Source organism: Streptomyces abyssalis, from assembly GCF_001751365.1.
GTDB lineage: Bacteria > Actinomycetota > Actinomycetes > Streptomycetales > Streptomycetaceae > Streptomyces > Streptomyces abyssalis.
Genome location: NZ_LJGT01000040.1, coordinates 136632 through 158478 on the forward strand (window position 1 = coordinate 136632; position 21847 = coordinate 158478).

Sequence of the window (21847 nt, forward strand, 5' to 3'; positions counted from 1 at the left end):
CCGACGCCTCTGAGTGGCAGCATGGGACCCGTGAGTGTTGCCCCCACCGAGATCGAACGCCCCGAATCCGCCGAGGCGCCCGTCGAGGTGCCCGAACCCGATGTGCCGTGGGCGACGATCGTGCACAACGACCCGGTCAACCTCATGAGCTACGTGACCTACGTCTTCCAGAGCTACTTCGGCTATCCGAAGGACAAGGCGAAGAAGCTGATGATGGACGTCCACCACAAGGGCCGGGCTGTCGTGTCCACCGGCAGCCGCGAAGAGATGGAGCGCGACGTGCAGGCGATGCACGGCTACGGACTCTGGGCCACCCTGCAGCAGGACCGCTGATGGCCGGCCACTTCGAAGCCACCGGCGACGGAGGCGCGGCCATCGCCCTGGACGAGGTCGAGATCTCGATCCTGCGCAGCCTCAGCGTCCAGCTGCTGGAACTCATCGGCCCGGGCGACGAGCCGGCCGACGGGGAGGACCCGCTGACCGCCATCCTCACCGACGGCCCGAGCGAACCGCCCGACGATCCTGCCCTGGCGCGGCTCTTCCCCGACGCCTACGGCGGCGGTCCGGACGCTCCGCCCGACGGGGAGGGCGAGGAGGAGCGCAGCGCCTCCGCCGAGTTCCGGCGCTTCACGGAGAACGAACTGCGCGCCCGCAAGCGCGAGGACGGGCTCGCGGTCGTCCGCGCCCTCGACTCCCTGACTCCCGACCCTCCCCCTGGGCCCTCCGGGCCCGGGAAGCACCCCCAGGGCGGCGACGGCACCGCGGGCGCGGTGCTCACGCTCAAGCCCGAGGAGTCCAGGCAGTGGCTCGGCGCGCTGAACGACCTGCGGCTGGCGATCGGCACACGCCTGGAGGTCACGGACGACGACGACAGCAGCGAGCTGTACTCACTGCCCGACGAGGATCCGCGCAAGCCCATGGTGATGGCCTATCTCTGGCTGGGCGGGCTGCAGGAGACCCTCGTCGAGACGCTGCTGCCGTAGGGGCCGCCACCCGGCGGCGGGCCACCGGGCGGCGGCCCGTTCCGTCTCCGCTCCCGTACGCGGGCGGCTGAGGTCGACGGCGGGATGGGACGTGACCGCCCGCGAAGGCCCAGGTCCGACGCCCCCCTGGGGGTGCCTCCCGGGCCCGGAGGGCCCAGGAGGAGGGCCGGGGCCGCCCGCATATCCTTCCCGTCATGCTGACCATCACCCAGGAGCTGCACGACAAGATCGTCGCCCACGCCCGCAAGGACCACCCGGACGAGGCGTGCGGCGTCATCGCCGGTCCCGCCGGCAAGGGCCGCCCGGAGCGCTTCATCCCGATGCTGAACGCGGCGCGCTCGCCGACGTTCTACGAGTTCGAGTCGGCCGATCTGCTGCGCCTCTACCGTGAGATGGACGAACGGGACGAGGAACCGGCCGTCATCTACCACTCGCACACGGCGACCGAGGCGTACCCCTCGCGTACCGACATCAGCTACGCCAACGAACCCGGCGCGCACTACGTGCTCGTCTCCACCGCCGAGTGCGGCAACGACGAAGGCCCCTTCTCTTTCCGCTCGTTCCGCATCGTGGACGGTGAGGTCACCGAGGAGGACGTCGAGATCGTCGCCGAGGACGGAGGCAGGGACACGGACGGGGACGGTACGACCTGACTCCGGGAGCCCAGGCGTCCGACGGTGACGCGTTTCCGCAGGCCGGGCCCGGTACGACGGAATCTGAGACGGTTCGGTCCACATCCTGGGACCGCCGTCCGGTCACCGCACCGGGAATCGTTACGATGAGCCCATGGTTGTCCACGACGTGAGTGCTTCTCCGAAGTCCCGGGGCGCCCTGCTCGTCGGCCGCCTCCACGTCGATCTGTGCCGTCTCGCCAGCGCGCTGGGCACCCCTCGGTGCCGCGCGTACGTCCGCGCCCGCGCCTGACGCGGCCGCCGGCCCGGCCCCTCGTCGTCCCGTACGCGCGGGAAGAGGGCGCCTCTCGCACCTGCCCGCACACCGTCCTGCCCGTCTCCGACCACAGGAGCTTCCATGGCCATCGAGGTCCGCATCCCGACCATCCTCCGCACCTACACCGACGGCGAGAAGGCCGTCTCGGGGGAGGGCGGCACGCTCAAGGAGCTCTTCGACGACCTGGAGAGCCGCCACGCCGGCATCCAGGACCGCCTCGTCGACGGCGGTGAGCTGCGCCGCTTCGTGAACGTCTACCTCAACGACGAGGACGTCCGCTTCCTCGACGGCATCAGCACGAAGCTCAGCGACGGCGACAGCGTCACGATCCTCCCGGCCGTCGCGGGCGGAGCCGGCACCCACGCACGCGCGGGCACGCGCTGATGCGCTACGACTCCCCGCTCGCCGCGGTCGGCGACACCCCGCTGGTACGGCTCCCGCGCCTCTCGCCGTCCGAGGACGTGCGTATCTGGGCGAAGCTGGAGGACCGCAACCCGACGGGCTCCGTCAAGGACCGCCCGGCCCTGTACATGATCGAACAGGCCGAGAAGGAAGGCCGGTTGACCCCCGGCTGCACGATTCTGGAGCCGACCTCCGGCAACACCGGCATCTCGCTCGCCATGGCGGCACGGCTCAAGGGCTACCGCATCGTGTGCGTGATGCCGGAGAACACCAGCGAGGAGCGGCGCCAGTTGCTCGCCATGTGGGGAGCCGAGATCATCTCCTCACCGGCGGCAGGCGGTTCGAACACCGCCGTACGCGTCGCCAAGGAGCTCTCCGGGCAGAACCCGGACTGGGTGATGCTCTATCAGTACGGCAACCCCGCCAACTCCGCCGCGCACTACGCCTCCACCGGCCCCGAGATCCTCGCCGACCTGCCGTCGGTGACCCACTTCGTCGCGGGCCTGGGCACCACCGGCACGCTGATGGGTGCCGGCCGTTTCCTGCGCGAACAGCGCCCCGGCGTCCAGATCATCGCCGCCGAACCGCGCTACGACGACCTGGTCTACGGCCTGCGCAACCTGGACGAGGGCTTCGTGCCCGAGCTCTACGACGAGTCCGTGCTCACGGGCCGCTTCTCCGTCGGCTCCGAGGACGCCGTGCGCCGCACCCGCGAACTCCTCGCCGAGGAGGGCATCTTCGCGGGCGTCTCGTCGGGCGCGGCGCTGCACGCCGCGGCCGGGGTCGCACGCAAGGCCCAACGGGCGGACGAGAGCGCCGACATCGTCTTCGTCGTCGCCGACGGCGGCTGGAAGTACCTCTCCACCGGCATCTACACCGCGGAGTCCACCGAGGCCGCGGTCGAGGCGCTGCAGGGCCAGCTCTGGGCCTGAGCCCGGCCGCCCCGGCCCCCGGCCCGGCTCACGTCCACGCCCCGCCGGGTCCGGACGTACCTCAACCCGGAAGCGCACAGGGCCGGTACGGCCGCGGAGCCGGTGCGCGCGGCGTCACTCGTCGCCGGAGAGATGACGCACCTGCACCCAGGTGTCCTGGTCCACCTCACCGGCCCGCTTCCGGAATTCGCTCAGGGCCACGTCCCACGCCTCGTCGGTGCAGAGCGCGGTCACCCGGCCCGGTGCGTCCGCGACCGTCCCCGGGGGCAGCGCCAGCTTCGCCCCGGACGGCTCCCGCAGGCGGTACTCCCCTTCGCGGTACGGACGTTCCGCGCTGACCCGCGCGACCCGGGCACTTCCGATGCGTACCGCGAGCACGAGGACCATCAGCGGCTCGCGCGTCCACCAGATCTCCCCGGGGCGCGGCCCCCGGTCCGGCAGCGGCGCACTCGGCCGCCGGTCGCCGCCGCGGAGCCGGAGGAACCGGAGGAAGGGGCGGCCGAGCCGCGCACCCCCGTCGACCAGCGCCGCCACAAGTGACAGCGCCACGACGGCACCCAGCGCCAGCCACCACCAAGTGTCCACGTCCGCTTCGCCTCCCGGACCTTCGTACGGCTGCGCGCGGCAGCACCGCACAGATTGCCGACCGTACCCCCCGCGCTGGTGATTCCGCCCACACCAGCACGCTCTTGAGTCCAAACGCGGCACCCAGCGGCTTACGCTCGAAAAACCCCACAGCCGCCCACGGAGGTTCCCGCTTCATGAAGCTCACCGTCGTCGGCTGCTCCGGGTCGTTCCCATCGGCGGAGTCGGCCTGTTCGAGCTATCTGGTCGAGGCCGGCGGATACCGGCTGCTCCTCGACATGGGCAACGGCGCACTCGGCGAGCTGCAGCGCCACAGCGGCCTCTACGACCTGGACGCGGTCGCGCTCAGCCACCTCCACCCCGATCACTGCATCGACATGTGCGGTTACTTCGTGGCGCGTTACTACCGTCACGAGGGCGGACGCTGCGAGCCGATCCCCGTCTACGGCCCGCGGGGCACCGAGCGGCGGCTCACCGTCGCCTACGGGGACACACCGTCCGACTCCGCCATGAGCGAGGTCTTCGACTTCCGGGCCCTCACCGCGGGCGGCGCATTCGAACTGGGGCCCTTCAGCGTCCGTACGGAAGAGGTCGCGCATCCCGTGGAGTCCTATGCGTTCCGGGTGACCCACCGCGAAAGCGGCAGGACGCTCGTCTACTCGGGTGACACCGGGACCTGCGGAGCCCTCACGGAGCTCGCCCGTGACGCGGACCTCTTCCTGTGTGAGGCGTCCTTCACGGACGGCAAGGAAGACATCCCCGGCCTGCATCTCAACGGCCGAGAGGCGGGGGAGTGCGCCCAGGACGCGGGCGTGGAGCGCCTGGTCCTCACCCACGTACCGCCGTGGACCGACGCGAAGGTCAATCTGCGGGACGCGAAGGACGTCTTCGAGGGGCCTGTGGAGCTGGCCAGGCCGGGCGCCGTCTACGAGCTCTAGGGCCTGGCCCAGGCCCACCCGCCGCTCCGTCTGTGCCCGCGCGGCGCTCTGCCCGCACGATTCCGGTTCCGCACGATTCCGGTTCCGCACGGCTCCGTGCCCGCACGGCACCGCGCCCGCTGCCGGCGTGCAGCGGGCGCGGTGGCCGCCCCGGTGTCCTTGTGCCGCCCCCTCAGGGCCGGGAGCGGCGTTCAGATCCGGGCGCGTGTCTTGTCCTGGTCGTCGTCGTCCCCGTCGTCCCGGCCGGGCCCCGAGCCCTGCGGCCGGGCACCCTGCGGCTGGGAAGTCCGCGGCCCGGGGCCCTGCGTGTTCCGCGCCGCCTTGTCCACGGAGTCGGGCCGTTCCTGCTTGTCCATGGCCTTGTCGCTGACGGTGCCGGTGACGGCGACGCCCACGGGGACACCTTCGGCGACCTGGCCCTTGTTCGTCGTCCGCTCCCGCTCCCGCTCCTCCTCGTCCTGCTCCGGAGCCTCACGGCCGGGTGTGGGCAGGTCGAACTTGGTGATCGCGAAGCGGAAGACCACGTAGTAGACGACGGCGAAGCCCAGGCCGACGACCATCAGTCCCCACGGGTTCGTGGCGATGCCCAGGTTCAGCACGAAGTCGATCGCGCCGGCCGAGAAGCCGAAGCCGTCCTTCATGCCCAGGGCCCACACCAGGGCCATCGAGACGCCCGTCAGCACGGCGTGGATCGCGTACAGCACGGGTGCGATGAACATGAACGAGAACTCGATGGGCTCCGTCACGCCCGTGAGGAACGCGGTGAGCGCGAGGGAGATCATCAGCCCGCCGACGACCTTGCGCCGTTCGGGCCGCGCGCAGTGGTACATCGCGAGGCACGCCGCGGGCAGCGCGAACATCATGATCGGGAAGAAGCCGGTCATGAACTGCCCGGCGCTGGGGTCGCCCGCCAGGAAGCGCGCGATGTCGCCGTGCTGCCCCTTGTACGAGCCCGCCTGGAACCACGGGAAGGAGTTGAGCAGGTGGTGCATGCCGATCGGGATCAGCGCCCGGTTGGCGACACCGTAGACACCCGCGCCCGCCGCTCCCGACCCGACGAGCCACGCGCCGAAGTCGTGCAGTCCGGTGCCCAGCACGGGCCAGATGTAGCCGAAGATCACGCCGATGATCAGCCCGGCGAAGGCCGAGAGGATCGGCACGAGGCGGCGTCCGCCGAAGAAGCCCAGCCAGTCGGGGAGCTTCTTGCGGTAGTAGCGCTGGTATAGCAGGGCGACGACGATGCCGATGACGACGCCGCCGAGCACACCGGCGTCCACCGGCGGGGCGGCCGTGCCGACCTTGCCGTCGATCACCTTCTCGACCTTCGGAAGGTTCCCGTCCTTGAAGGCGCCGAGCACGTTCTTGAAGACCAGATAGCCGACGACGGCCGCCAGAGCCGTCGAACCGTCCGACTTGCGGGCGAATCCCACGGCGATGCCGACGGCGAACAGCAGCGGCATGTTGTCGATGAGCGCACCGCCGCCCTTGGCGAGGAACTGGGCGATGCGGTTGATGGAGTCCGGGAAGCCCGGCCGCCCGAGCATGTCGGGCTGGCCGAGCCGGACCATGAGCGCCGCTGCGGGCAGGGTGGCGATCGGGAGCATGAGGCTGCGGCCGATGCGCTGGGCGACAGCCATCGCACCCGAGCCCCGGCCCGTGTTCCGGGCCTCGGTAGCCGTGGTCATCAACTTCCTCCAGTGGTCTGCGGGAGGTCGGACCGTACGGAGCAGACCCCGTTAATGGTGTAGACCTCTTGTAGCACGAGTGCAGCAGTGCGGAAAGCGCAGCTTGCTCTGGTAAGCACGCATATGTACCCGGCGGGGTGGGGAGTCTCTCCATCTGTCTGGGCCGGGCGGGGGTCCCGCTCGGGGAGTACCTCCCGGGGGTCACCCGCCCGGGGTGGCGCCCGTACGAGCCAGGAGGTGCGGCGGCGGGGAGTGCCCGGCCCGGTCCGGGGAGGCGAGGACCGCCGGTTGACCCATACTGGTGTAGACCTCGTCCCGCCGGGTGCTTCGGGCGCGGCGGACGGGGCGGCGCCGGAGATCAGGAGTGAGACATGGACAGCAAGGCAGAGAAGATCGTCGCGGGGCTCGGCGGGCTCGACAACATCTCCGAGATCGAAGGCTGCATCACACGTCTCCGCACCGAGGTCGCGGACCCCGCCCTCGTCGACGAGGCCGCTCTGCGTGCCGCCGGCGCGCACGGCGTCGTGAAGATGGGGTCGGCCATACAGATCGTCATCGGCACCGACGCCGACCCGATCGCGGGGGAGATCGAGGACATGATGTGACGCCCGCACGGCGTCCCCGGCAGCGTGAACGGCCCTTGTGCTGAAAGGGCGTTCACGCCCCAGGTACTAGGCTCGCACCATGACTCGTATCGACGGCCGTACGGCTGACCAGTTGCGTCCCATCACCATCGACCGCGGCTGGAGCAAGCACGCCGAGGGATCCGTTCTGATCTGCTTCGGCGACACCCGGGTGCTGTGCACCGCCAGCGTCACGGAAGGCGTGCCGCGCTGGCGCAAGGGAAGCGGCGAGGGCTGGGTCACCGCCGAGTACGCGATGCTGCCGCGCTCCACCAACACCCGCGGCGACCGTGAGTCGGTACGAGGCAGGATCGGTGGCCGTACACACGAGATCTCCCGCCTGATCGGGCGCTCCCTGCGGGCCGTTGTGGACTACAAGGCGCTCGGGGAGAACACCGTCGTGCTCGACTGCGACGTCCTCCAGGCCGACGGCGGCACCCGCACCGCGGCGATCACGGGCGCATACGTCGCGCTGGCCGACGCCGTCGGGTGGGCGCAGGAGAAGAAGCTCATCAAGAGCAAGGCACAGCCGCTGACCGGCACGGTCGCCGCCGTCAGCGTCGGCATCGTCGGCGACGTGCCGCTGCTGGACCTGTGTTACGAGGAGGACGTGCGGGCCGAGACCGACATGAACGTGGTCTGCACCGGCACCGGGCACTTCGTCGAGGTCCAGGGCACCGCCGAGGGCGAGCCGTTCTCGCGCGAGAAGCTCGACGAGCTCCTGGACCTGTCGGTGACGGGCTGCGCCCAGCTCGACGGCGCGCAGCGGAAGGCACTCGGCGGCTGAGCGGGGCGCGGACGCACAGCGCGCAGGCACAGCGGGAAACGCCGAGGGAACGACAGGGTGAACGCGCAGCGCACCGCGGGCAGTTGGAGCGGTGGAACTTTGCGTGCGCTTTACGCGTCCATACAGGTACGGGCCGCGCGGGTCATACCGTGCGGCCCGTCCACTCACATGAGAAAGAAGATGAGGTTCCCGTGCGTCGTTCCCTCGTGCTCGCAGTCCTCGGCACCACCGCCCTCGCAGGCACCGTACTGACGGGCTGCAGCGCGGTGGACAAGGCGGTCAGCTGCGCCAACACCGCCGTGACCGTCGCCGAAGCGGCCGACGATCTCCAGAAGGCCGTCTCCGGCGCCTCCGAGGACCCGGCGCAGGCCAAGGAGTCGATAGACCGCATCGAGAAGAACCTGAAGAAGATAGACGAGAGCACGGGCGACTCCGACGTCGACAAGGCCGTGGACCACATGAACACCGCTGTCGACGACGCGAGCAAGGCCGTCGACGAGGGGCGCGAGCCGGATGTGCGTCCCGTGGGCAAGGCGGCGGACGAGCTGTCCAAGGTCTGCACCGGCTGACGCAGCCGGGCGCTCCGCAGCCGGGCGCTCTCCGGGTGCCTTCCGGATCTCCTCCGGTCGTACGTAACGGGCGGGGCCGCCGGCCCCGCCCGTCGCGCTGCCGGGCCGCTCAGCCGGTTACCAGGTTCACCAGCGCATAGATCACAAGTCCCGCCAGTGACCCCACGACTGTGCCGTTGAGACGGATGAACTGCAGGTCCCGGCCGATGTGCGCCTCGATCTTCTTCGATGTGTGCTCGGCGTCCCAGCCGGCGACGGTCTCCGTGATGAGCGACGTGATCTCGGCCCGGTACGTGGTGACGACGTAGACGGCGGCATCCTCGATCCAGCCGTCGATCTTGCCCCGCAGCCGCCCGTCCGACGCCATCCGCTGCCCCAGCGACAGCAGCGACACCCTTGCCCGTACGCGCAGTTCGCTGCGCTCGTCCTCCGCCGCGGCGACGATCATCGAACGCACCGAGTTCCAGGACGAGGAGATCAGGTCCTGCACCTCGCCGCGGCCGAGCACATCGCTCTTGAGCCGCTCCACGCGCGCACGCGTCTGCGGGTCCGTCCGCAGATCCGCCGCGAAGTCCGTCAGGAAACGGTCGATCGCGCCGCGCGCCGGGTGCTCCGGCATGTCCCGCATCTCCGTCACGAAGCGCAGCAACTCCCGGTAGACGCGGTCGCCGACGCGACGGTCGACGAACCGGGGTGTCCAGCCCGGCGCACCGCCGGTGACCGCCTCCATCACCGAGTCGCTGTGCTCCTCCAGCCACTGTGCCGCCCGCGCGCACACCAGATCCACCACGCGCCGGTGGCCCTGATCGGCGACGACCCGCTCCAGCATCGAACCGAGACCCGGCGCGATCTCCTGCGCGTCCGCGCGGCGCGTGATGGCCTCGCCCACCACGGCCTGCACGTCGGAGTCGCGCAGTACGGCGAGCGCGCCGCGCAGCGCCGTGGACAGTTCCGAGGTGACGCGGTCCGCGTGCTCAGGCTCCGCCAGCCACGCACCGAGGCGGCCGGCGATGCCCACGGCCTGCAGCCGCGAGCGTACGACGGCACTGGAGAGGAAGTTCTCGCCGACGAACTCCCCGAGCGTGTGCCCGAGTTGATCCTTCTTGGTGGGAATGATGGCGGTGTGGGGAATGGGCAGCCGGAGCGGATGCCGGAACAGCGCCGTCACCGCGAACCAGTCCGCCAGCGCACCCACCATCCCGGCCTCGGCGGCGGCCGCGACGTAACCGCTCCATGCGCCCGCGCCCTCGTGCTGCGCCCACTTGGCCAGCACGAAGACCGTCGCCATCAGCAGCAGCGCGCCCGTCGCGATGGTCTTCATCCTGCGGACGCCGCGGCTGCGTTCCTCGTCAGCCGCGGTGAAGGTGCCCAGTGGCCCCGGGTTGGGGGGCCGCCGGCCGCCGCCCGCTCCGGCGCGTGCGCCCGCGCTCGTGCCCTTGCCCGCGCTTGTTTCTGAAGTCCCGGTGCCGGTACGGCCGTTGGGGCCCGGGGTCTCGGACCGTGCCGCCGCCTTCCCGTCTGTGATTGCTCTCACTCCGCCGGGCTTTCCGGCAGCGACCTCGCCCGCTTTTCCCTGATCCATCCACTCCACCGTTCGGCCAGTCCCCCTTACAGTGTCCCAAGGTGCCTGACGGGTGGAACGAAGCCCGCACATTCGGCGTCTGTCATTGCGGCGGCCAGAGGCCGCCCGGCCTGGCCGCCCCCGGAACAAGGCCTCGCCGCGATCGTGGGATCATTTCACCGCGAACACTCGGAGCCTCGGGCTCCGCCTGCCCGAGGAGATAGACCGAGCGTGACCAGAAACATGGGTTATGCCTTGCTGGCCGGTCTGGCGGCGATCGTCGTGCTTGTCTCGACAGCCGTCTTCATCGGCGTCGGCAGCGACGACGGCGGTCTGGACGGCGTCACGCAGGGGACCCGTGACGACGCGGCACCCGCCTCCTCGGGCAACTGGGTCGGGACCTGGTCGGCACCCGCCGTGGCCGCCGAGCCCAACACCCGCGAGGGCTACCCGAGGATGTCGATACGGAACGTCGTCCACACCTCCGTGGGCGGATCCGGGGCCCGTATCACCCTCTCCAACCTCTACGGGACCAAGCCCCTCACCATCTCCCACGCGACCCTCGCCCTCGCCGCGGCCCCCAGCAACCCGACCGCCGCGACCGGCACCATGCGCCGGCTGACCTTCGGCAACTCCCGTACGGTGACGATTCCCCCGGGACGCAAGGCCACCAGCGACTCCGTGCGGCTCAACGTCCCGCACGCCGCGGACCTCCTCGTCACCACCTACTCACCGAAGCCCTCCGGGCCCGTGACGTACCACCCCTACGCGCGGCAGACCAGCTACGTGGCCGAGGGCGACAAGGCCGACGAGACCTCGGGCACGGCCTTCACGCAGCAGAGCCCGTACTGGCGCTACCTGACCGCGGTGGACGTGTGGAGCAACCAGACGCGCGGCGCCGTCGCCGTGCTCGGCGACTCCATCACCGACGGCATCTCCTCCAGCCCCGGCGCCAACCGGCGCTGGACCGACTTCCTCGCCGAACGTCTGCGCACCGAACGCGGCGCGCCCCGCTACAGCGTGCTCAACGGCGGCATCAGCGGCAACCGCGTCCTCGTCGACGGCCCCCGCTACTCGCCCAACAACGGCCCGAGCGGCCTCACTCGCATGCAGCGCGACGTGCTCTCCCGCTCCGGCGTGAAGGCCGTCGTCATCGAGATGGGCCTCAACGACATCATCAAGACGCCCCGCCAGCGCGACCCCGGCAAGATCGTCGAGGGTCTGCGGCAACTCGTCGACTACTCACACGCGCGCGGCCTGCGAGTCATCGGCGGCACGCTCACACCCTTCGGCGGGCACCGCGGCTACGAGCCACGGCTGGACGCGATCCGCCAGCAGGTCAACGAGGAGATCCGCTCCGGCAAGGTCTTCGACGAGGTCGTCGACTTCGACGTGGCCCTGCGCGACCCGGCCGACCCCAGCCGGCTGCGCCCCGCGTACGACTCCGGCGACCATCTGCACCCCAGCGACAACGGCTACCGCGCGATGGCCGAAGCGCTCGACCTGAAGGTCCTGAAGGGGGCTTCACCGGCCCGCACGTAGGCCTTGCCGGCCGGGCGCGGCTGGCTTGAGCAGGGCAGGGCAGTGTGCGGGCTCGGGTGCTCAGAGCTCACGGTTGCGCCTGCTTCGGCAGAGTGAGGATCTCGGCTCCGTAGTCGGTGACAGCGATCGTGTGTTCACTGTGTGCTGTCCGGCAGCCCGTCGCACTTCGGAGGGTCCACCCGTCGGCGTCGACGACGAGATCGGCGGTGTCCGCCATGACCCACGGCTCCAGCGCCAGCATCAGCCCAGGGCGCAGTACGTATCCACGGCCGGGCCGTCCGGTGTTCGGAACGTGCGGGTCCTGGTGCATGGTTGACCCGATGCCATGACCTCCGAACTGGGTGTTGACCTGGTACCCGGCCTCGCTGAGGACTGTGCCGATGGCATGGGAGACGTCGCCGATACGAGCCCCGGGACCGGCGGCGGCGATCCCTGCGGCCAGCGCGCGTTCGGTCGCCCTGATCATCGCGAGGCTCTCCGGGGGCTTCGATTCGCCCACGACGAAGCTGATGGCGGCGTCCGCGGCGACTCCGTCCCTGGAGACGGCGAGGTCGAGGGTCAGCAGATCGCCGTCGGCAAGCGCGCGGTCGTACGGCCGTCCGTGGAGCACGGCGTCGTTGACGGCCGTGCAGATGTGACGGCCGAACGGGCCGCGTCCGAAGGACGGCTCGTAGTCGACGTAACAGGACAGCGCTCCGGCCTCGACGATCATGGCCTCGGTCCACCGGTCGATGTCCAGAAGGTTCGTGCCGGCCGTGCTGCGGCCCTTGAGCGTCTGCAGGATGCCGGCGACCAGGGCGCCCGTGTCCCTCGCTCGCGCCAGCAGGGCGGGGTTCAGGATCTCGATCACGCGGCGCCCTTCTGATGCATCCAATAACTATACCGGCCATACTATACCGGTACTAGAATCGGAGCCATGGTCAGACTGCCGCTCACCCCCGAAGAGGTCGAACGTGGACAGCGCCTCGGCGCACTCCTGCGCCGAGCCAGGGGAGAGCGCTCGATGCTCGACATCGCGCTCGACGCACGCGTATCACCGGAGACCCTCCGGAAGATCGAGTCGGGCCGCGTGGCGACCCCTGCCTTCCCGACCATCGCGGCGATCGCCGATGTCCTCGGCCTCTCCCTCGACGCCCTCTGGGCCGAGATCAGCGAGTCCGGACGCCGCGTCGGACACGCCAACTCCGGTCGCAACGCACGGGAACAGCTGACCACGTAGGTCTCGATCCCCAGCGGCCGTGCAGGAGGCCCGGCCCCCGGGCCCCTTCCCCGGGGTCCTCCTCCCGCAGCGGGGCGCCAGGCCGCACGCCCGCGGCGGGCCGCGGCCCGCCGCTCAACTCCCCCCGTACATACGGGCCACCACGTCCTCGATGTCCGGCTCCCGCACCGACAGGTCCACCAGCGGATAGCCGGCCGCGATCTGCGAGACGAGCGGGGCCGCGCTCGCCGTCGCCGGGAACGCCAGCCACTGGCGCGGGCCCTCCGTGCGGACGGTGCGCGCCCCCGTGATCCCCTCGATCGGCGGCAGTTCGCGTTCGAGGTCCACCACAAGAGTCCGCTCGCTCTCGCCCACCTCGTGCAGCCCCGCGAGCGCGCCGTCGCCCGCGCCCGTGAACGGCGGCGGCGCCTCACCCACCCTGGACCACCACCTTCCGCGTGGCCAGCGACTGCAGCGCCCTGCCCGCCGCCAGCAGGACCACCGCCCACACCGCCTGGAAGCCGAAGGCCGCCAGCACCCCCGCCCCCTCGTACTCCCCGAGCAGCACGTCCGCCGGGACCTGCATGGTCGCCGCCCACGGCAGCAGACGCACCACCTCGCCGAAGGCACCCGGGAAGACCGTCAGCGGGAGCAGCATCCCCGAGAAGAACATGCTCAGCAGGGTGCTCAGCATGTTCAGCCCGTTGCCGTCCAGCAGCCAGAACGCACTCAGCGCGAACAGAAAACGCAGCGCGAAACCCGTGACGATGCCGAGCGTGACCGACACCAGGAACGCCGCCCACACCAACGGTGAGACGGGCAGGGCGAGTTCGAAGAAGAACGCGCCGAAGGCCACCGGAACGATCCCGCGGCCCAGCAGATGGAAGGCCGCGCGGCCCAGGTCGGCCGCCAGCCACCACAGCTGAAGATCGGCTGGCCGGTAGAGGTCGACGGCCACGTCCCCCGTACGGATCCGCTCCTGCAGCTCCTCCTGGAAGCCGCCGCCGATCAGCGCCGCGGCCGCGAGCATCGCCTGGCCCGTCCTGGGGGCACCTCCCTGGGGGTACCTCCCCGCGAAGCGTGGGGGAGAAGTCAGGGGGAGAAGGTCAGCGCCTGTGACTCGTCGTAACCGCCCAGATGCGGCCGCTCGCTCCACAGCGCCATGAACGTGCAGGCGAGGATGAACCCGAAGACGGTGTTGGTGAAGACTCCGGCGGCAGTGGCGACACGGTACGTGGCGTATCGGCGGAAGCTGCCCGCGGCCACGGCGAAATAGACGCCTCGCAGGGGCATCCTTTTGAAGCCTTTCTCCGTCTATCCCAGTAGTGCTTCTTCGTAGCTTTCTCACGATTGGGAAACGAGGGAGCCTAGCCCACCGGGGAAGCGGGCAGCCAACGAATATTCGCGTGCACGGCCACAGGTCGGTGGCACGTACAGTGACGGGGCCGCGCTCGCGTACGACCGACCCCGGTGAGCAGGACGATCGAGCCAGGCGCACTGAGGATTATTGGGCGTTATGACCGTGTCGCCCGGATTCGGACGAGGGGTCCCACGAGAGATGAGCGACGAGCCGAAAGCTACGGGGAAAGCCGGCGGGGGCAGGACAGGGCTCCGCAGGCTGATCCCCACCTGGCGATGGGTGCTGGGCGGATCGATGATCGCGCTCGTCCTCGGCTGCGGCGTACTCGTCGCCGGATATCTCCTCGTGAGCATCCCCCCGGCGAACAAGGCCGCCGCCGCCCAGACCAACGTCTACCTCTACTCCGACGGCTCCCAGATCGCCCGCGACGGCGAGGTCAACAGGGAGAACATCACCCTCGCCCAGGTCCCCAAGAGCGTGCAGGAGGCCGTACTGGCGGCGGAGGACCGCGAGTTCTACCAGGAATCGGCCATCGACCCCAAAGCCATGCTCCGTGCCGGATGGAACATGGTCACCGGCGGAGGCAAACAGTCCGGTTCCACGATCACGCAGCAGTACGTGAAGAACTATTACCTCAGCCAGGACCAGACGCTCACCCGCAAGGCCAAGGAATTCTTCATCGCGCTGAAGCTGGACAACGAGGTCAGCAAGAGCGACATCCTCGAGGGCTACCTCAACACCAGCTACTTCGGCCGCAACGCATACGGCATCCAGGCCGCCGCCCAGGCCTACTACGGCAAGGACATCGACGAGATCAGCACCTCCGAGGGCGCCTACCTCGCCGCGCTGGTCAACTCTCCCAACGCCTACGACACCCAGGCACACCCCGAGAACCGCAAGCGGGCCGTGGCGCGCTGGCACTACGTCCTGGACGGCATGGTCAAGAAGGGCTGGATCACCCGGTCCGAGCGCGACGGGATGAAGTTCCCCGAACCGGACCGCGCCAAGCCCTCCACCGGAATGTCCGGCCAGCGCGGCTACCTCGTCGAAGCCGTCAAGAACTACCTGATCAACAACGAGATCATCGACGAGCGCCGGCTGGCCGCCGGAGGCTTCCGCATCACCACGACGCTCGACCCGAAGCGGCAGAAGGCCATGCGCGAAGCCGTCGACGACCGGCTGATGTCCAAGCTCGACAAGGACCGCAAGGTCGACAAGTACGTACGCGCGGGCGGCACTTCGGTCGACCCGAAGACCGGGAAGATCGTCGCCATGTACGGCGGCATCGACTACACCGAGCAGTACGTCAACAACGCCACCCGCCGCGACTACCAGGTCGGCTCCACCTTCAAGCCGTTCATCTTCACCTCCGCCCTGGCGAACGACTCCAAGACGCAGGACGGCCGCAGCATCACCGCGAGCACCGTCTACGACGGCACCAACAAGCGCGAAGTCGTCAGCGACGGCAACGGCACCGACTACGCCCCGGAGAACGAGGACGACAAGTCCTACGGCCAGATCCCCGTCTCCCAGGCGATGAACAAGTCCGTCAACTCCGTCTTCGCGCAGATGGGCGTCGACGTCGGCCCCAAGAAGGTCAAGCGGACCGCCATCGACCTCGGCCTGCCCAAGGAGACGCCCAACATGCCCGAGGACGGCTCCATCGCCCTCGGCGTCGCCACCGCCTCCACCACCGACATGGCCGAGGCCTACGCCACACTCGCCAACCACGGCAAACGCGGCCACTACAGCCTGGTCGAAAAGGCCACACACGGCGGCGAAGTCATCGAACTCCCCGACCGCGACGTCTCCGAACAGGTCGAGCGCAGCGCCGCCGACTCCACAACAGCCGTACTGCGCAAGGTCGTTCAAGGCGGCACCGGCACCGCCGCACAGAGCGCCGGGCGGCCCGCCGCGGGCAAGACCGGCACCGCGGAGGAGGACAAGGCAGCCTGGTTCGCCGGCTACACCCCCGAACTCGCCACCGTCATCAGCGTGATGGGGCAGAACTCCGAGACCGGCGTGCAGAAACCCCTCTACGGAGCCGCCGGAGTGGAACGCGTCAACGGCGGCGGCTTCCCCGCCGAGATCTGGGGCGACTACACCAAGGCAGCGCTCGAAGGAGAGCCCGTACGCGACTTCGACCTGAAGACCGACGGAGACGCCGACATCCCCGGCACCGCGCCGCCCAGCGACGCCCCGAGCGCACCGCCCACCGAGGGCGACGGCACCTCGGAACCGCCGCCCACCGGACCGACGACACCGCCCACCGACCCCGGCACACCCAGCATTCCGCCCACCGGCCCGCCCACGGACTCACCGACGCTGCCGACGGGAGGCCAGGTCGGCGGCGACACGGGCGGCCCGGGCGGCGGCCCCGGCGGAGAGTCGGGCGGCGAGGTGGAAGGCAACAACGGCTGGAACGGCGGCAACACGACCGGCCAGCCGGCCTCGGCGGCCCGCATGAGGGAAGTACGGGAAGGGGACACCGGCAGCTGACGGCGCGTGCGGGCCAACTCACTCGCGGATTCCCCGAGTTGACTACGCGGACTCCCTCAGAGGCCCCAAGTCACAGATAGAGCCCCGTCGAATCGTCCGAACCCTGAATCCGCTCCGAGGCCACCGCGTGCAGATCGCGCTCCCGCATGAGCACGTACGCCACGCCCCGCACCTCGACCTCCGCCCGGTCCTCCGGATCGAAGAGCACACGGTCACCCGGCTCGACCGTACGGACGTTCTGCCCGACGGCGACCACCTCGGCCCACGCCAGACGGCGCCCGACCGCCGCCGTCGCGGGAATCACGATCCCGCCCGAGGAGCGCCGCTCGCCCTCCTCGATGTCCGTACGGACCAGCACGCGGTCGTGCAGCATCCGGATCGGCAGCTTGTCGTGTTGCCGCATGCCCGAGCCCGCGCCGGCTTCCGTGCCGGGGGCCGCATGCCCGGTAGACGTTTCGGAACTCACGGCTAGACCGTATATCAGGGCATCAGCGGCGATGACGTCGCGCCGAGAGCGCGAACAGCCCGCCCACGACGGCCACGGCGACGACGGCCACCGGGATCACCCGCTCAAGGCGCGGCGAGCCCTCCTCGTCGACGAACTGCGACCGCACATCCGCCACGGCGCGGTTGGCCGCCACGTACGCGCGGCCCACGGTCCGGTCGACCGCCGCGGCCGCCTTCGCCTTCGCGTCCCCAGCCATCGTCCTGGGGTGCACGCGTACGGCGATCTCATCGAGCGTGGCGGCGAGTTCACGCCGCCTGCTGATGATGTCCGCCTCGATGTCCGCGGGAGTCCTGTCCGGCACCGCGCCGCCTCCGTCGATCGATCCGTCGCTCATACATCGCTCATGCATCGCTCATACGCCGCTCATACGCCGTGCTGTGTCACACGCCGCTCAGCGTCCTTCACCCGGCGCCCCGGCCGGGTACGGCCCGGCCCGCGCCGGTCGCCGCCACGGGCGGCACGGTCACGCCTGTCCTTCCGCGTTCCCCGAACCGGTCACGCCGAACTCGCCCCGCACGGACCGGCACCCGCCGGACCGTGCGGGCCCCGCCGGCATGCGGCACCGGGCGGCAGCCCGCCGTACAGTCTGTCAGCTCACACCGGCCGCCGACCCGCGGCACCCCCGATGCGGACCCCTGCGGCTACTCTCGGACGGACGACAGCCACACCGAGGAGCACAGATGAGTGAGCGACTGCAGCCCGGCGACACCGCCCCCGACTTCTCCCTGCCGGACGCGGACGGCAAGCAGATCTCGCTCGCCGGTCACAAGGGCCGCAAGGTCATCGTCTACTTCTACCCGGCGGCGATGACGCCCGGCTGCACCAAGCAGGCCTGCGACTTCACCGACAACCTCGACCTTCTCGCCGGTGCCGGATACGACGTGGTCGGCGTCTCGCCGGACAAGCCGGAGAAGCTCGCCAAGTTCCGGGACAAGGAGAACCTCCGGGTGACGCTCGTCGGCGACCCGTCCAAGGAGGTCATGCAGGCTTATGGAGCCTTCGGCGAGAAGAAGCTCTACGGGAAGACCGTCACCGGCGTGATCCGCTCCACCGTGATCGTCGACGGCGACGGCAAGGTCGAGCACGCCCTCTACAACGTCAAGGCCACGGGCCACGTCGCCAAGCTGATCAAGGACCTGGACCTGGCCAACGAGGCCTGAGCCACCTGAGCCGCCCCGCCCCCTGTCCCTGTCCCTGTCCCTGTCCCTGTCCCTGTCCCGGCCCCGCCCGGCGTAACCCCCGCCGGTTCCGTTCGTTGATCTGTACGAGGGTGCAACGGACGTGCGGGCGGAGTCCGGCGGGGAGCGGCGACACGGGGGCGGGGCACGGTGGGGGAGAAGTACGCGAGGGAGCAGCTGGCGGCGGCGGTCGCGGCGGCCTCGAACTGGACGGATGTGATGCGCGCGCTGGGCCTGCGCGTCAGCGGAGGCCGACGCCGTACGTTGCAGGTGGCGGCGGCCGAGTACCAGCTGGACACCGGTCATTTCATGCGCCGCAGCCCGTGGGCCAAGTACACGGACGATCAGATCGCGCAGGCGGTCGCCTCCTCCACGATGCTGCGGGAGGTCGTCCGCAAACTTGGTGCCAGGCCCTCGACCGGGATGCTGTCGCACATCCGGCGCCGCATCGCGGCTGCGGATCTGGACGTGAGCCACTTCCCCGGGCTGAACAGATTCCAGCCCGAACTTCCCTTCACCGAAGGTGAATTGAGGGAAGCCGTTCCGTCGGTCCGGAGCCTCCGTGCTCTTGCGGGGGCGCTCGGGGTGGCCGACGACAGCCGCTACCGTGCCGCGCTGCGACGGATGCTCCGCGAGGCCGGGATCGACGTCTCACACTTCTCCCACGCACGCGTAGCCATCCCCGAGGCGCGTCTCCGTGAGGCTGTGAAACGGAGCCCCTCCTACACCGCGGTACTGCGGGAACTGGGCCTGCCGGTGAACGAGTCCAACCGTATGAAGGTCCAGCGGAGGGTCACCCGGCTCTGGCTGGACACCGGCCACTTCCGCCGGCGTGCAAGGTGTCCGAGGGCTGCTGCTTCTGCGAAGCGGATCGCTCCGGAAGTCCTCCGCATCCGCCCTGACGGCCTGCCCCGCATCCGACACGAACGGCTGCGCAGGGCGCTCGACGAGGTCGGGGTGCCGTATGTGTGTGCCCGCTGCGCCAACTCCGGTTCCTGGGAGGGGGAGCCGCTGACGCTGCAGATCGACCACATCAACGGCGACTGGCGCGACAACAGGAAGGAGAACCTGCGCTATCTGTGCCCGAACTGTCACGCGATCACGGACACGTGGTGCGGCCGCAACCGGCGTCGGGGACCGAGATCCACCCGTCCCGGGGAGCAGTAGAATCGCCCCCGAGCGCGAGTGCCGGAATTGGCAGACGGGCCGGGTTTAGGTCCCGGTGCCTCAGGGCGTGAGGGTTCGAGTCCCTCCTCGCGCACATCCGAGTCCCGCCCCCGAAACCGGGGCGGGACTCGTCCGTTCCGCACCGCTCACCCCAGCAGCTCGCGGACCTCCCCCGCCAGCGCCCGGAACGCGCGGCCCCGGTGGCTGATCGCGTTCTTCTCCTCCGGAGTGAGCTCCGCGCACGTACGGGAGTCGCCGTCCGGCTGGAGCACCGGGTCGTAGCCGAAGCCGCCCGTGCCGGACGGTGTGTGCCGGAGGGTGCCGCGGAGCTGGCCCTCGGCGACGCGTTCGGTGCCGTCGGGGAGGGCGAGCGCGGCCGCGCAGGCGAAGTGGGCGGCGCGGTGTGGGGCGTCGATGTCGGAGAGCTGGGCGAGCAGCAGGTCGAGGTTGGCCTTGTCGTCGCCGTGCCGTCCGGCCCAGCGTGCGGAGAAGATCCCGGGGGCGCCGCCGAGGACGTCGACGCAGAGGCCGGAGTCGTCGGCGACGGCGGGCAGGCCGGTGGCTTCGGCGAGTGTGCGGGCCTTGAGGAGCGCGTTCTCGGCGAAGGTCACGCCGGTCTCCGCGACGTCGGGGATGTCGGGGTATGCGTCCGCGCCGACGAGTTCGAGGCCGAGGCCGGCGTCGGTGAGGATGGCCTGGAGTTCGGTGACCTTGTGGGCGTTGCGCGTGGCGAGGACCAGGCGGCCGGGCCGGGATGGGGTGCTGCTGCTCATGGGGCCGATTATCCACCGGCTCGTTCGTCCGCCGACGGGGTGGCGGTGGTTGCCGGGGGGTATCGTCGTACGGGCGGGCCGAGTTGCGGCCGCGCACAGCCGGGAAGGCTACGGATCGACCGGTCGCCCGGTGCCCGGTCGGGGTGTCCGGCCCGGTAGCGAGCGACAGCGGAAATCGGGGAGGTGGCAGGGCGCGTGATCGATTCCGGTACGGGTGCTGCCTGCCGCGTGCGTCTGTCCGCGTTGCTCTTCCCCCTGCTCTCTTTCGCGGGTGTGCTCCTGGCCGGCGCGGGCCTGTCCACGGCGCTGACTGCCGCCGCCGCGTCCGCCGCGGTGCTGCTGGTGTGCCATGCGGCTGTCGGTGCTGCTGTCGCCGCTGCCGTGCCGCAGGTGCCGCGGGGCCGCGTGCGTACGGCGCTGCGGGACCGTGAGCTGCGTACGGCCTTTCTCCCGCAGCGTGATCCGGACGCCGCTGGGCGTCCGCGTCCGCGAGCGCCGGGCCGCGGTTTCGCGACGGCCGCGCAGCGCTCGCGTCAGATCTGACTGATCTGATCCACTCTGATCTGGTCTGATCCACTCATCCACTCGGTTCCAGTCGTGTGGTTGGGCCTGCGCGGTTCGTCACGCCGATCTCTCTGCGCACCGGGGCGCCTGATGCCCGCGGTGTTTCCGATCCGGCACGACGAGACCCGTGGAGGGCTCAACCATGTCTTTTTTCGCTGCCTTTGTGGCGCGGCTGTCCGATGCTCTCGATCCGCTCTTCGGTGCTTCGGCCACGGCCGCGGCGATCGTCTTGTTCACTTTGTGCGTGCGTCTGGTGCTGCATCCGATGGCGCGTGCGGCCGTACGGGGTGAGCGCGTGCGGGCCCGGCTGGCTCCGCGCCTGACGGAGCTTCAGCGCAGGCACCGGTCCGATCCGGACCGTCTGCGGCGGGAGTTGGGGAAGCTGCGGGCGCGGGAGGGAGCTTCGCCGGTGGCGGGGTGTCTGCCGATGCTGCTGCAACTGCCGGTGTTCTTCGCGATGTACCACCTGTTCACGACCGATGAGGCCCTGCTGGGGCACACGTTGCTGGGTGCGCCGCTGGGCGGGCGGTGGTTCGGCGCGTTGGCGGAGGGCGGCGTCCTCGGCGGGCCGGGTCTGGTGTATGCGGGGTTGTTCGTGCTGGTCGGTGCGGTGGCGACGTGGACGTATGTGCGTACGCGCAGGCTCATGGCGGCCGCTCCGGCGTCCGCCGCGGCGGCGCCGGGGGGAGCTGCGATGACGCGGATGCTGCCGCTGCTGTCGTTCGGGACGCTGCTGACGGTGGCGGTGGTGCCGCTTGCTGCCGCGCTGTACGTGGTGACGAGCACGACGTGGACGGCGGTGGAGCGTGCGGCGCTGCGCGCGGGACACCCGGATGACCCGGATGCGGCGCCGGCCCCGGCGCCGGCTGGTCCGGCCTCGGCGGTTCCGGCCGCTTCGGCGGCTCGTTCGGGCAGGCCGCGGCGGCGGTCCACTACGTGAACACCGGGTTGTGGATCTGAACGCCCTCTTGGAGGATCGGCCATTCTGTTTGAGACATTTCGGTGGCCGGTCCGCTGGGCCGGGTCCCGCCGGGCCGGACCTCGT

General features: G+C 70.4%; 23 protein-coding genes, 1 tRNA gene and 3 pseudogenes. 18 read left to right on the top strand and 9 right to left on the bottom strand.

The features are described 5' to 3' along the window. Positions 1–21: 21 nt before the first annotated feature. The 6 genes from clpS to AN215_RS15580 all read left to right on the top strand — a co-directional run bounded on the left by clpS (position 22) and on the right by AN215_RS15580 (position 3265). Positions 22–333, top strand: coding sequence for an ATP-dependent Clp protease adapter ClpS (gene clpS, locus AN215_RS15560; RefSeq protein WP_070031194.1), 312 nt, complete (start codon positions 22–24; stop codon positions 331–333). Then, positions 333–983, top strand: a complete 651-nt coding sequence (locus AN215_RS15565; RefSeq protein WP_070013598.1) for a DUF2017 domain-containing protein — start codon at positions 333–335, stop codon at positions 981–983. Before clpS ends, AN215_RS15565 begins: the two co-directional genes overlap by 1 nt. 194 nt (positions 984–1177) lie before the next feature. Next, complete coding sequence (locus AN215_RS15570; protein ID WP_070013599.1) at positions 1178–1636, top strand: M67 family metallopeptidase; 459 nt, start codon at positions 1178–1180, stop codon at positions 1634–1636. 133 nt (positions 1637–1769) lie between these two features. Further along, positions 1770–1907 carry a putative leader peptide gene (locus AN215_RS28670; protein WP_338057923.1) on the top strand — a complete coding sequence of 46 codons (138 nt, stop codon included), beginning with the start codon at positions 1770–1772 and terminating at the stop codon, positions 1905–1907. A gap of 105 nt (positions 1908–2012) precedes the next feature. After that, a complete protein-coding gene (locus AN215_RS15575) occupies positions 2013–2315 on the top strand; it encodes a MoaD/ThiS family protein (protein ID WP_070013600.1) in 303 nt (100 codons plus the stop codon). Next, positions 2315–3265, top strand: coding sequence for a PLP-dependent cysteine synthase family protein (locus AN215_RS15580; RefSeq protein ID WP_070013601.1), 951 nt, complete (start codon positions 2315–2317; stop codon positions 3263–3265). The genes AN215_RS15575 and AN215_RS15580 overlap by 1 nt, the downstream gene beginning before the upstream one ends. 114 nt (positions 3266–3379) lie before the next feature. Here the strand turns inward: AN215_RS15580 and AN215_RS15585 are convergent, their stop codons facing one another. After that, positions 3380–3850 carry a hypothetical protein gene (locus AN215_RS15585; protein ID WP_070013963.1) on the bottom strand — a complete coding sequence of 157 codons (471 nt, stop codon included), beginning with the start codon at positions 3848–3850 and terminating at the stop codon, positions 3380–3382. A gap of 176 nt (positions 3851–4026) precedes the next feature. On the opposite strand from AN215_RS15585, the gene AN215_RS15590 reads away from it, so the two are divergent. Continuing rightward, positions 4027–4788 (top strand): MBL fold metallo-hydrolase, encoded by a 762-nt coding sequence (locus AN215_RS15590; protein ID WP_070013602.1) that lies wholly within the window; start codon positions 4027–4029, stop codon positions 4786–4788. 434 nt (positions 4789–5222) lie between these two features. Here the strand turns inward: AN215_RS15590 and AN215_RS15595 are convergent. Then, positions 5223–6473 (bottom strand): annotated as a pseudogene (locus tag AN215_RS15595) (PTS transporter subunit EIIC); the annotation flags it as partial. A gap of 371 nt (positions 6474–6844) precedes the next feature. Here AN215_RS15595 and AN215_RS15600 point away from each other — a divergent pair. The 3 genes from AN215_RS15600 to AN215_RS15610 all read left to right on the top strand — a co-directional run bounded on the left by AN215_RS15600 (position 6845) and on the right by AN215_RS15610 (position 8452). Further along, positions 6845–7078 (top strand): PTS sugar transporter subunit IIB, encoded by a 234-nt coding sequence (locus tag AN215_RS15600; RefSeq protein ID WP_070013603.1) that lies wholly within the window; start codon positions 6845–6847, stop codon positions 7076–7078. A 79-nt stretch (positions 7079–7157) separates the two neighbouring features. Next, positions 7158–7883: a ribonuclease PH gene (gene rph / locus AN215_RS15605; protein ID WP_070013604.1), complete on the top strand. Its 726-nt coding sequence runs from the start codon at positions 7158–7160 to the stop codon at positions 7881–7883. Positions 7884–8074: 191 nt separating this feature from the next. Continuing rightward, positions 8075–8452, top strand: coding sequence for a hypothetical protein (locus tag AN215_RS15610; protein WP_070013605.1), 378 nt, complete (start codon positions 8075–8077; stop codon positions 8450–8452). A gap of 109 nt (positions 8453–8561) precedes the next feature. On the opposite strand, the gene AN215_RS15615 is transcribed toward AN215_RS15610, so the two are convergent. After that, complete coding sequence (locus AN215_RS15615) at positions 8562–10034, bottom strand: DUF445 domain-containing protein (RefSeq protein WP_079123091.1); 1473 nt, start codon at positions 10032–10034, stop codon at positions 8562–8564. 222 nt (positions 10035–10256) lie between these two features. On the opposite strand from AN215_RS15615, the gene AN215_RS15620 reads away from it, so the two are divergent. Continuing rightward, positions 10257–11555 carry an SGNH/GDSL hydrolase family protein gene (locus AN215_RS15620; protein WP_070013606.1) on the top strand — a complete coding sequence of 433 codons (1299 nt, stop codon included), beginning with the start codon at positions 10257–10259 and terminating at the stop codon, positions 11553–11555. Between the two features lie 67 nt (positions 11556–11622). Here AN215_RS15620 and map read toward each other — a convergent pair whose 3' ends face one another. Continuing rightward, a complete protein-coding gene (gene map / locus AN215_RS15625) occupies positions 11623–12405 on the bottom strand; it encodes a type I methionyl aminopeptidase (RefSeq protein WP_070013607.1) in 783 nt (260 codons plus the stop codon). 66 nt (positions 12406–12471) lie between these two features. On the opposite strand from map, the gene AN215_RS15630 reads away from it, so the two are divergent. Then, positions 12472–12774 carry a helix-turn-helix domain-containing protein gene (locus AN215_RS15630; protein ID WP_070013608.1) on the top strand — a complete coding sequence of 101 codons (303 nt, stop codon included), beginning with the start codon at positions 12472–12474 and terminating at the stop codon, positions 12772–12774. A gap of 114 nt (positions 12775–12888) precedes the next feature. Here AN215_RS15630 and AN215_RS15635 read toward each other — a convergent pair. Both AN215_RS15635 and AN215_RS15640 read right to left on the bottom strand, forming a co-directional pair. Then, a pseudogene (locus tag AN215_RS15635) lies at positions 12889–13155 on the bottom strand (methionine ABC transporter ATP-binding protein); the annotation flags it as partial. A gap of 28 nt (positions 13156–13183) precedes the next feature. Beyond that, positions 13184–14046: pseudogene (locus AN215_RS15640) on the bottom strand (ABC transporter permease). Positions 14047–14311: 265 nt separating this feature from the next. On the opposite strand from AN215_RS15640, the gene AN215_RS15645 reads away from it, so the two are divergent. Continuing rightward, entirely contained in the window at positions 14312–16612 is a 2301-nt protein-coding gene (locus AN215_RS15645) for a transglycosylase domain-containing protein (RefSeq protein ID WP_070013610.1), read from the top strand. Positions 16613–16682: 70 nt separating this feature from the next. Here the strand turns inward: AN215_RS15645 and AN215_RS15650 are convergent, their stop codons facing one another. After that, on the bottom strand, positions 16683–17015 hold the full coding sequence (locus AN215_RS15650) for a GroES family chaperonin (protein ID WP_070013611.1): 333 nt from the start codon (positions 17013–17015) through the stop codon (positions 16683–16685). Positions 17016–17100: 85 nt separating this feature from the next. Next, a complete protein-coding gene (locus AN215_RS15655) occupies positions 17101–17454 on the bottom strand; it encodes a DUF3618 domain-containing protein (protein ID WP_420856226.1) in 354 nt (117 codons plus the stop codon). A gap of 346 nt (positions 17455–17800) precedes the next feature. On the opposite strand from AN215_RS15655, the gene bcp reads away from it, so the two are divergent. The 3 genes from bcp to AN215_RS15670 all read left to right on the top strand — a co-directional run bounded on the left by bcp (position 17801) and on the right by AN215_RS15670 (position 19559). After that, positions 17801–18280, top strand: a complete 480-nt coding sequence (bcp, locus tag AN215_RS15660; protein ID WP_070013612.1) for a thioredoxin-dependent thiol peroxidase — start codon at positions 17801–17803, stop codon at positions 18278–18280. Between the two features lie 168 nt (positions 18281–18448). Then, positions 18449–19465, top strand: coding sequence for an HNH endonuclease signature motif containing protein (locus tag AN215_RS15665; RefSeq protein WP_070013613.1), 1017 nt, complete (start codon positions 18449–18451; stop codon positions 19463–19465). 12 nt (positions 19466–19477) lie between these two features. Then, positions 19478–19559, top strand: a tRNA-Leu gene (locus AN215_RS15670). Between the two features lie 52 nt (positions 19560–19611). On the opposite strand, the gene rdgB is transcribed toward AN215_RS15670, so the two are convergent. After that, the gene (gene rdgB, locus AN215_RS15675; RefSeq protein ID WP_070013614.1) at positions 19612–20238 is read right to left on the bottom strand and encodes an RdgB/HAM1 family non-canonical purine NTP pyrophosphatase; all 627 of its coding nucleotides are present in this window, start codon (positions 20236–20238) and stop codon (positions 19612–19614) included. 198 nt (positions 20239–20436) lie between these two features. On the opposite strand from rdgB, the gene AN215_RS15680 reads away from it, so the two are divergent. Together AN215_RS15680 and AN215_RS15685 are read left to right on the top strand one after the other, a co-directional pair. Next, on the top strand, positions 20437–20781 hold the full coding sequence (locus AN215_RS15680) for a DUF6412 domain-containing protein (RefSeq protein WP_107374406.1): 345 nt from the start codon (positions 20437–20439) through the stop codon (positions 20779–20781). Between the two features lie 163 nt (positions 20782–20944). Beyond that, positions 20945–21742: a YidC/Oxa1 family membrane protein insertase gene (locus AN215_RS15685; RefSeq protein WP_070013616.1), complete on the top strand. Its 798-nt coding sequence runs from the start codon at positions 20945–20947 to the stop codon at positions 21740–21742. Positions 21743–21847 lie beyond the last annotated feature (105 nt).

Bases quoted from the DNA above. Each gene is read 5' to 3' on its own strand.
- rph (WP_070013604.1), top strand. From the start codon at position 7,158: ATGACTCGTATCGACGGCCGTACGGCTGACCAGTTGCGTCCCATCACC.
- AN215_RS15570 (WP_070013599.1), top strand. From the start codon at position 1,178: ATGCTGACCATCACCCAGGAGCTGCACGACAAGATCGTCGCCCACGCC.
- AN215_RS15615 (WP_079123091.1), bottom strand. From the start codon at position 10,034: ATGGATCAGGGAAAAGCGGGCGAGGTCGCTGCCGGAAAGCCCGGCGGA.
- AN215_RS15600 (WP_070013603.1), top strand. From the start codon at position 6,845: ATGGACAGCAAGGCAGAGAAGATCGTCGCGGGGCTCGGCGGGCTCGAC.
- AN215_RS15575 (WP_070013600.1), top strand. From the start codon at position 2,013: ATGGCCATCGAGGTCCGCATCCCGACCATCCTCCGCACCTACACCGAC.
- AN215_RS15685 (WP_070013616.1), top strand. From the start codon at position 20,945: ATGTCTTTTTTCGCTGCCTTTGTGGCGCGGCTGTCCGATGCTCTCGAT.
- rdgB (WP_070013614.1), bottom strand. From the start codon at position 20,238: ATGAGCAGCAGCACCCCATCCCGGCCCGGCCGCCTGGTCCTCGCCACG.
- AN215_RS15580 (WP_070013601.1), top strand. From the start codon at position 2,315: ATGCGCTACGACTCCCCGCTCGCCGCGGTCGGCGACACCCCGCTGGTA.
- AN215_RS15650 (WP_070013611.1), bottom strand. From the start codon at position 17,015: ATGCGGCAACACGACAAGCTGCCGATCCGGATGCTGCACGACCGCGTG.
- AN215_RS15620 (WP_070013606.1), top strand. From the start codon at position 10,257: ATGGGTTATGCCTTGCTGGCCGGTCTGGCGGCGATCGTCGTGCTTGTC.
- clpS (WP_070031194.1), top strand. From the start codon at position 22: ATGGGACCCGTGAGTGTTGCCCCCACCGAGATCGAACGCCCCGAATCC.
- AN215_RS15590 (WP_070013602.1), top strand. From the start codon at position 4,027: ATGAAGCTCACCGTCGTCGGCTGCTCCGGGTCGTTCCCATCGGCGGAG.
- AN215_RS15655 (WP_420856226.1), bottom strand. From the start codon at position 17,454: ATGAGCGACGGATCGATCGACGGAGGCGGCGCGGTGCCGGACAGGACT.
- AN215_RS15630 (WP_070013608.1), top strand. From the start codon at position 12,472: ATGGTCAGACTGCCGCTCACCCCCGAAGAGGTCGAACGTGGACAGCGC.
- AN215_RS15565 (WP_070013598.1), top strand. From the start codon at position 333: ATGGCCGGCCACTTCGAAGCCACCGGCGACGGAGGCGCGGCCATCGCC.
- AN215_RS15645 (WP_070013610.1), top strand. From the start codon at position 14,312: ATGAGCGACGAGCCGAAAGCTACGGGGAAAGCCGGCGGGGGCAGGACA.
- AN215_RS28670 (WP_338057923.1), top strand. From the start codon at position 1,770: ATGGTTGTCCACGACGTGAGTGCTTCTCCGAAGTCCCGGGGCGCCCTG.
- bcp (WP_070013612.1), top strand. From the start codon at position 17,801: ATGAGTGAGCGACTGCAGCCCGGCGACACCGCCCCCGACTTCTCCCTG.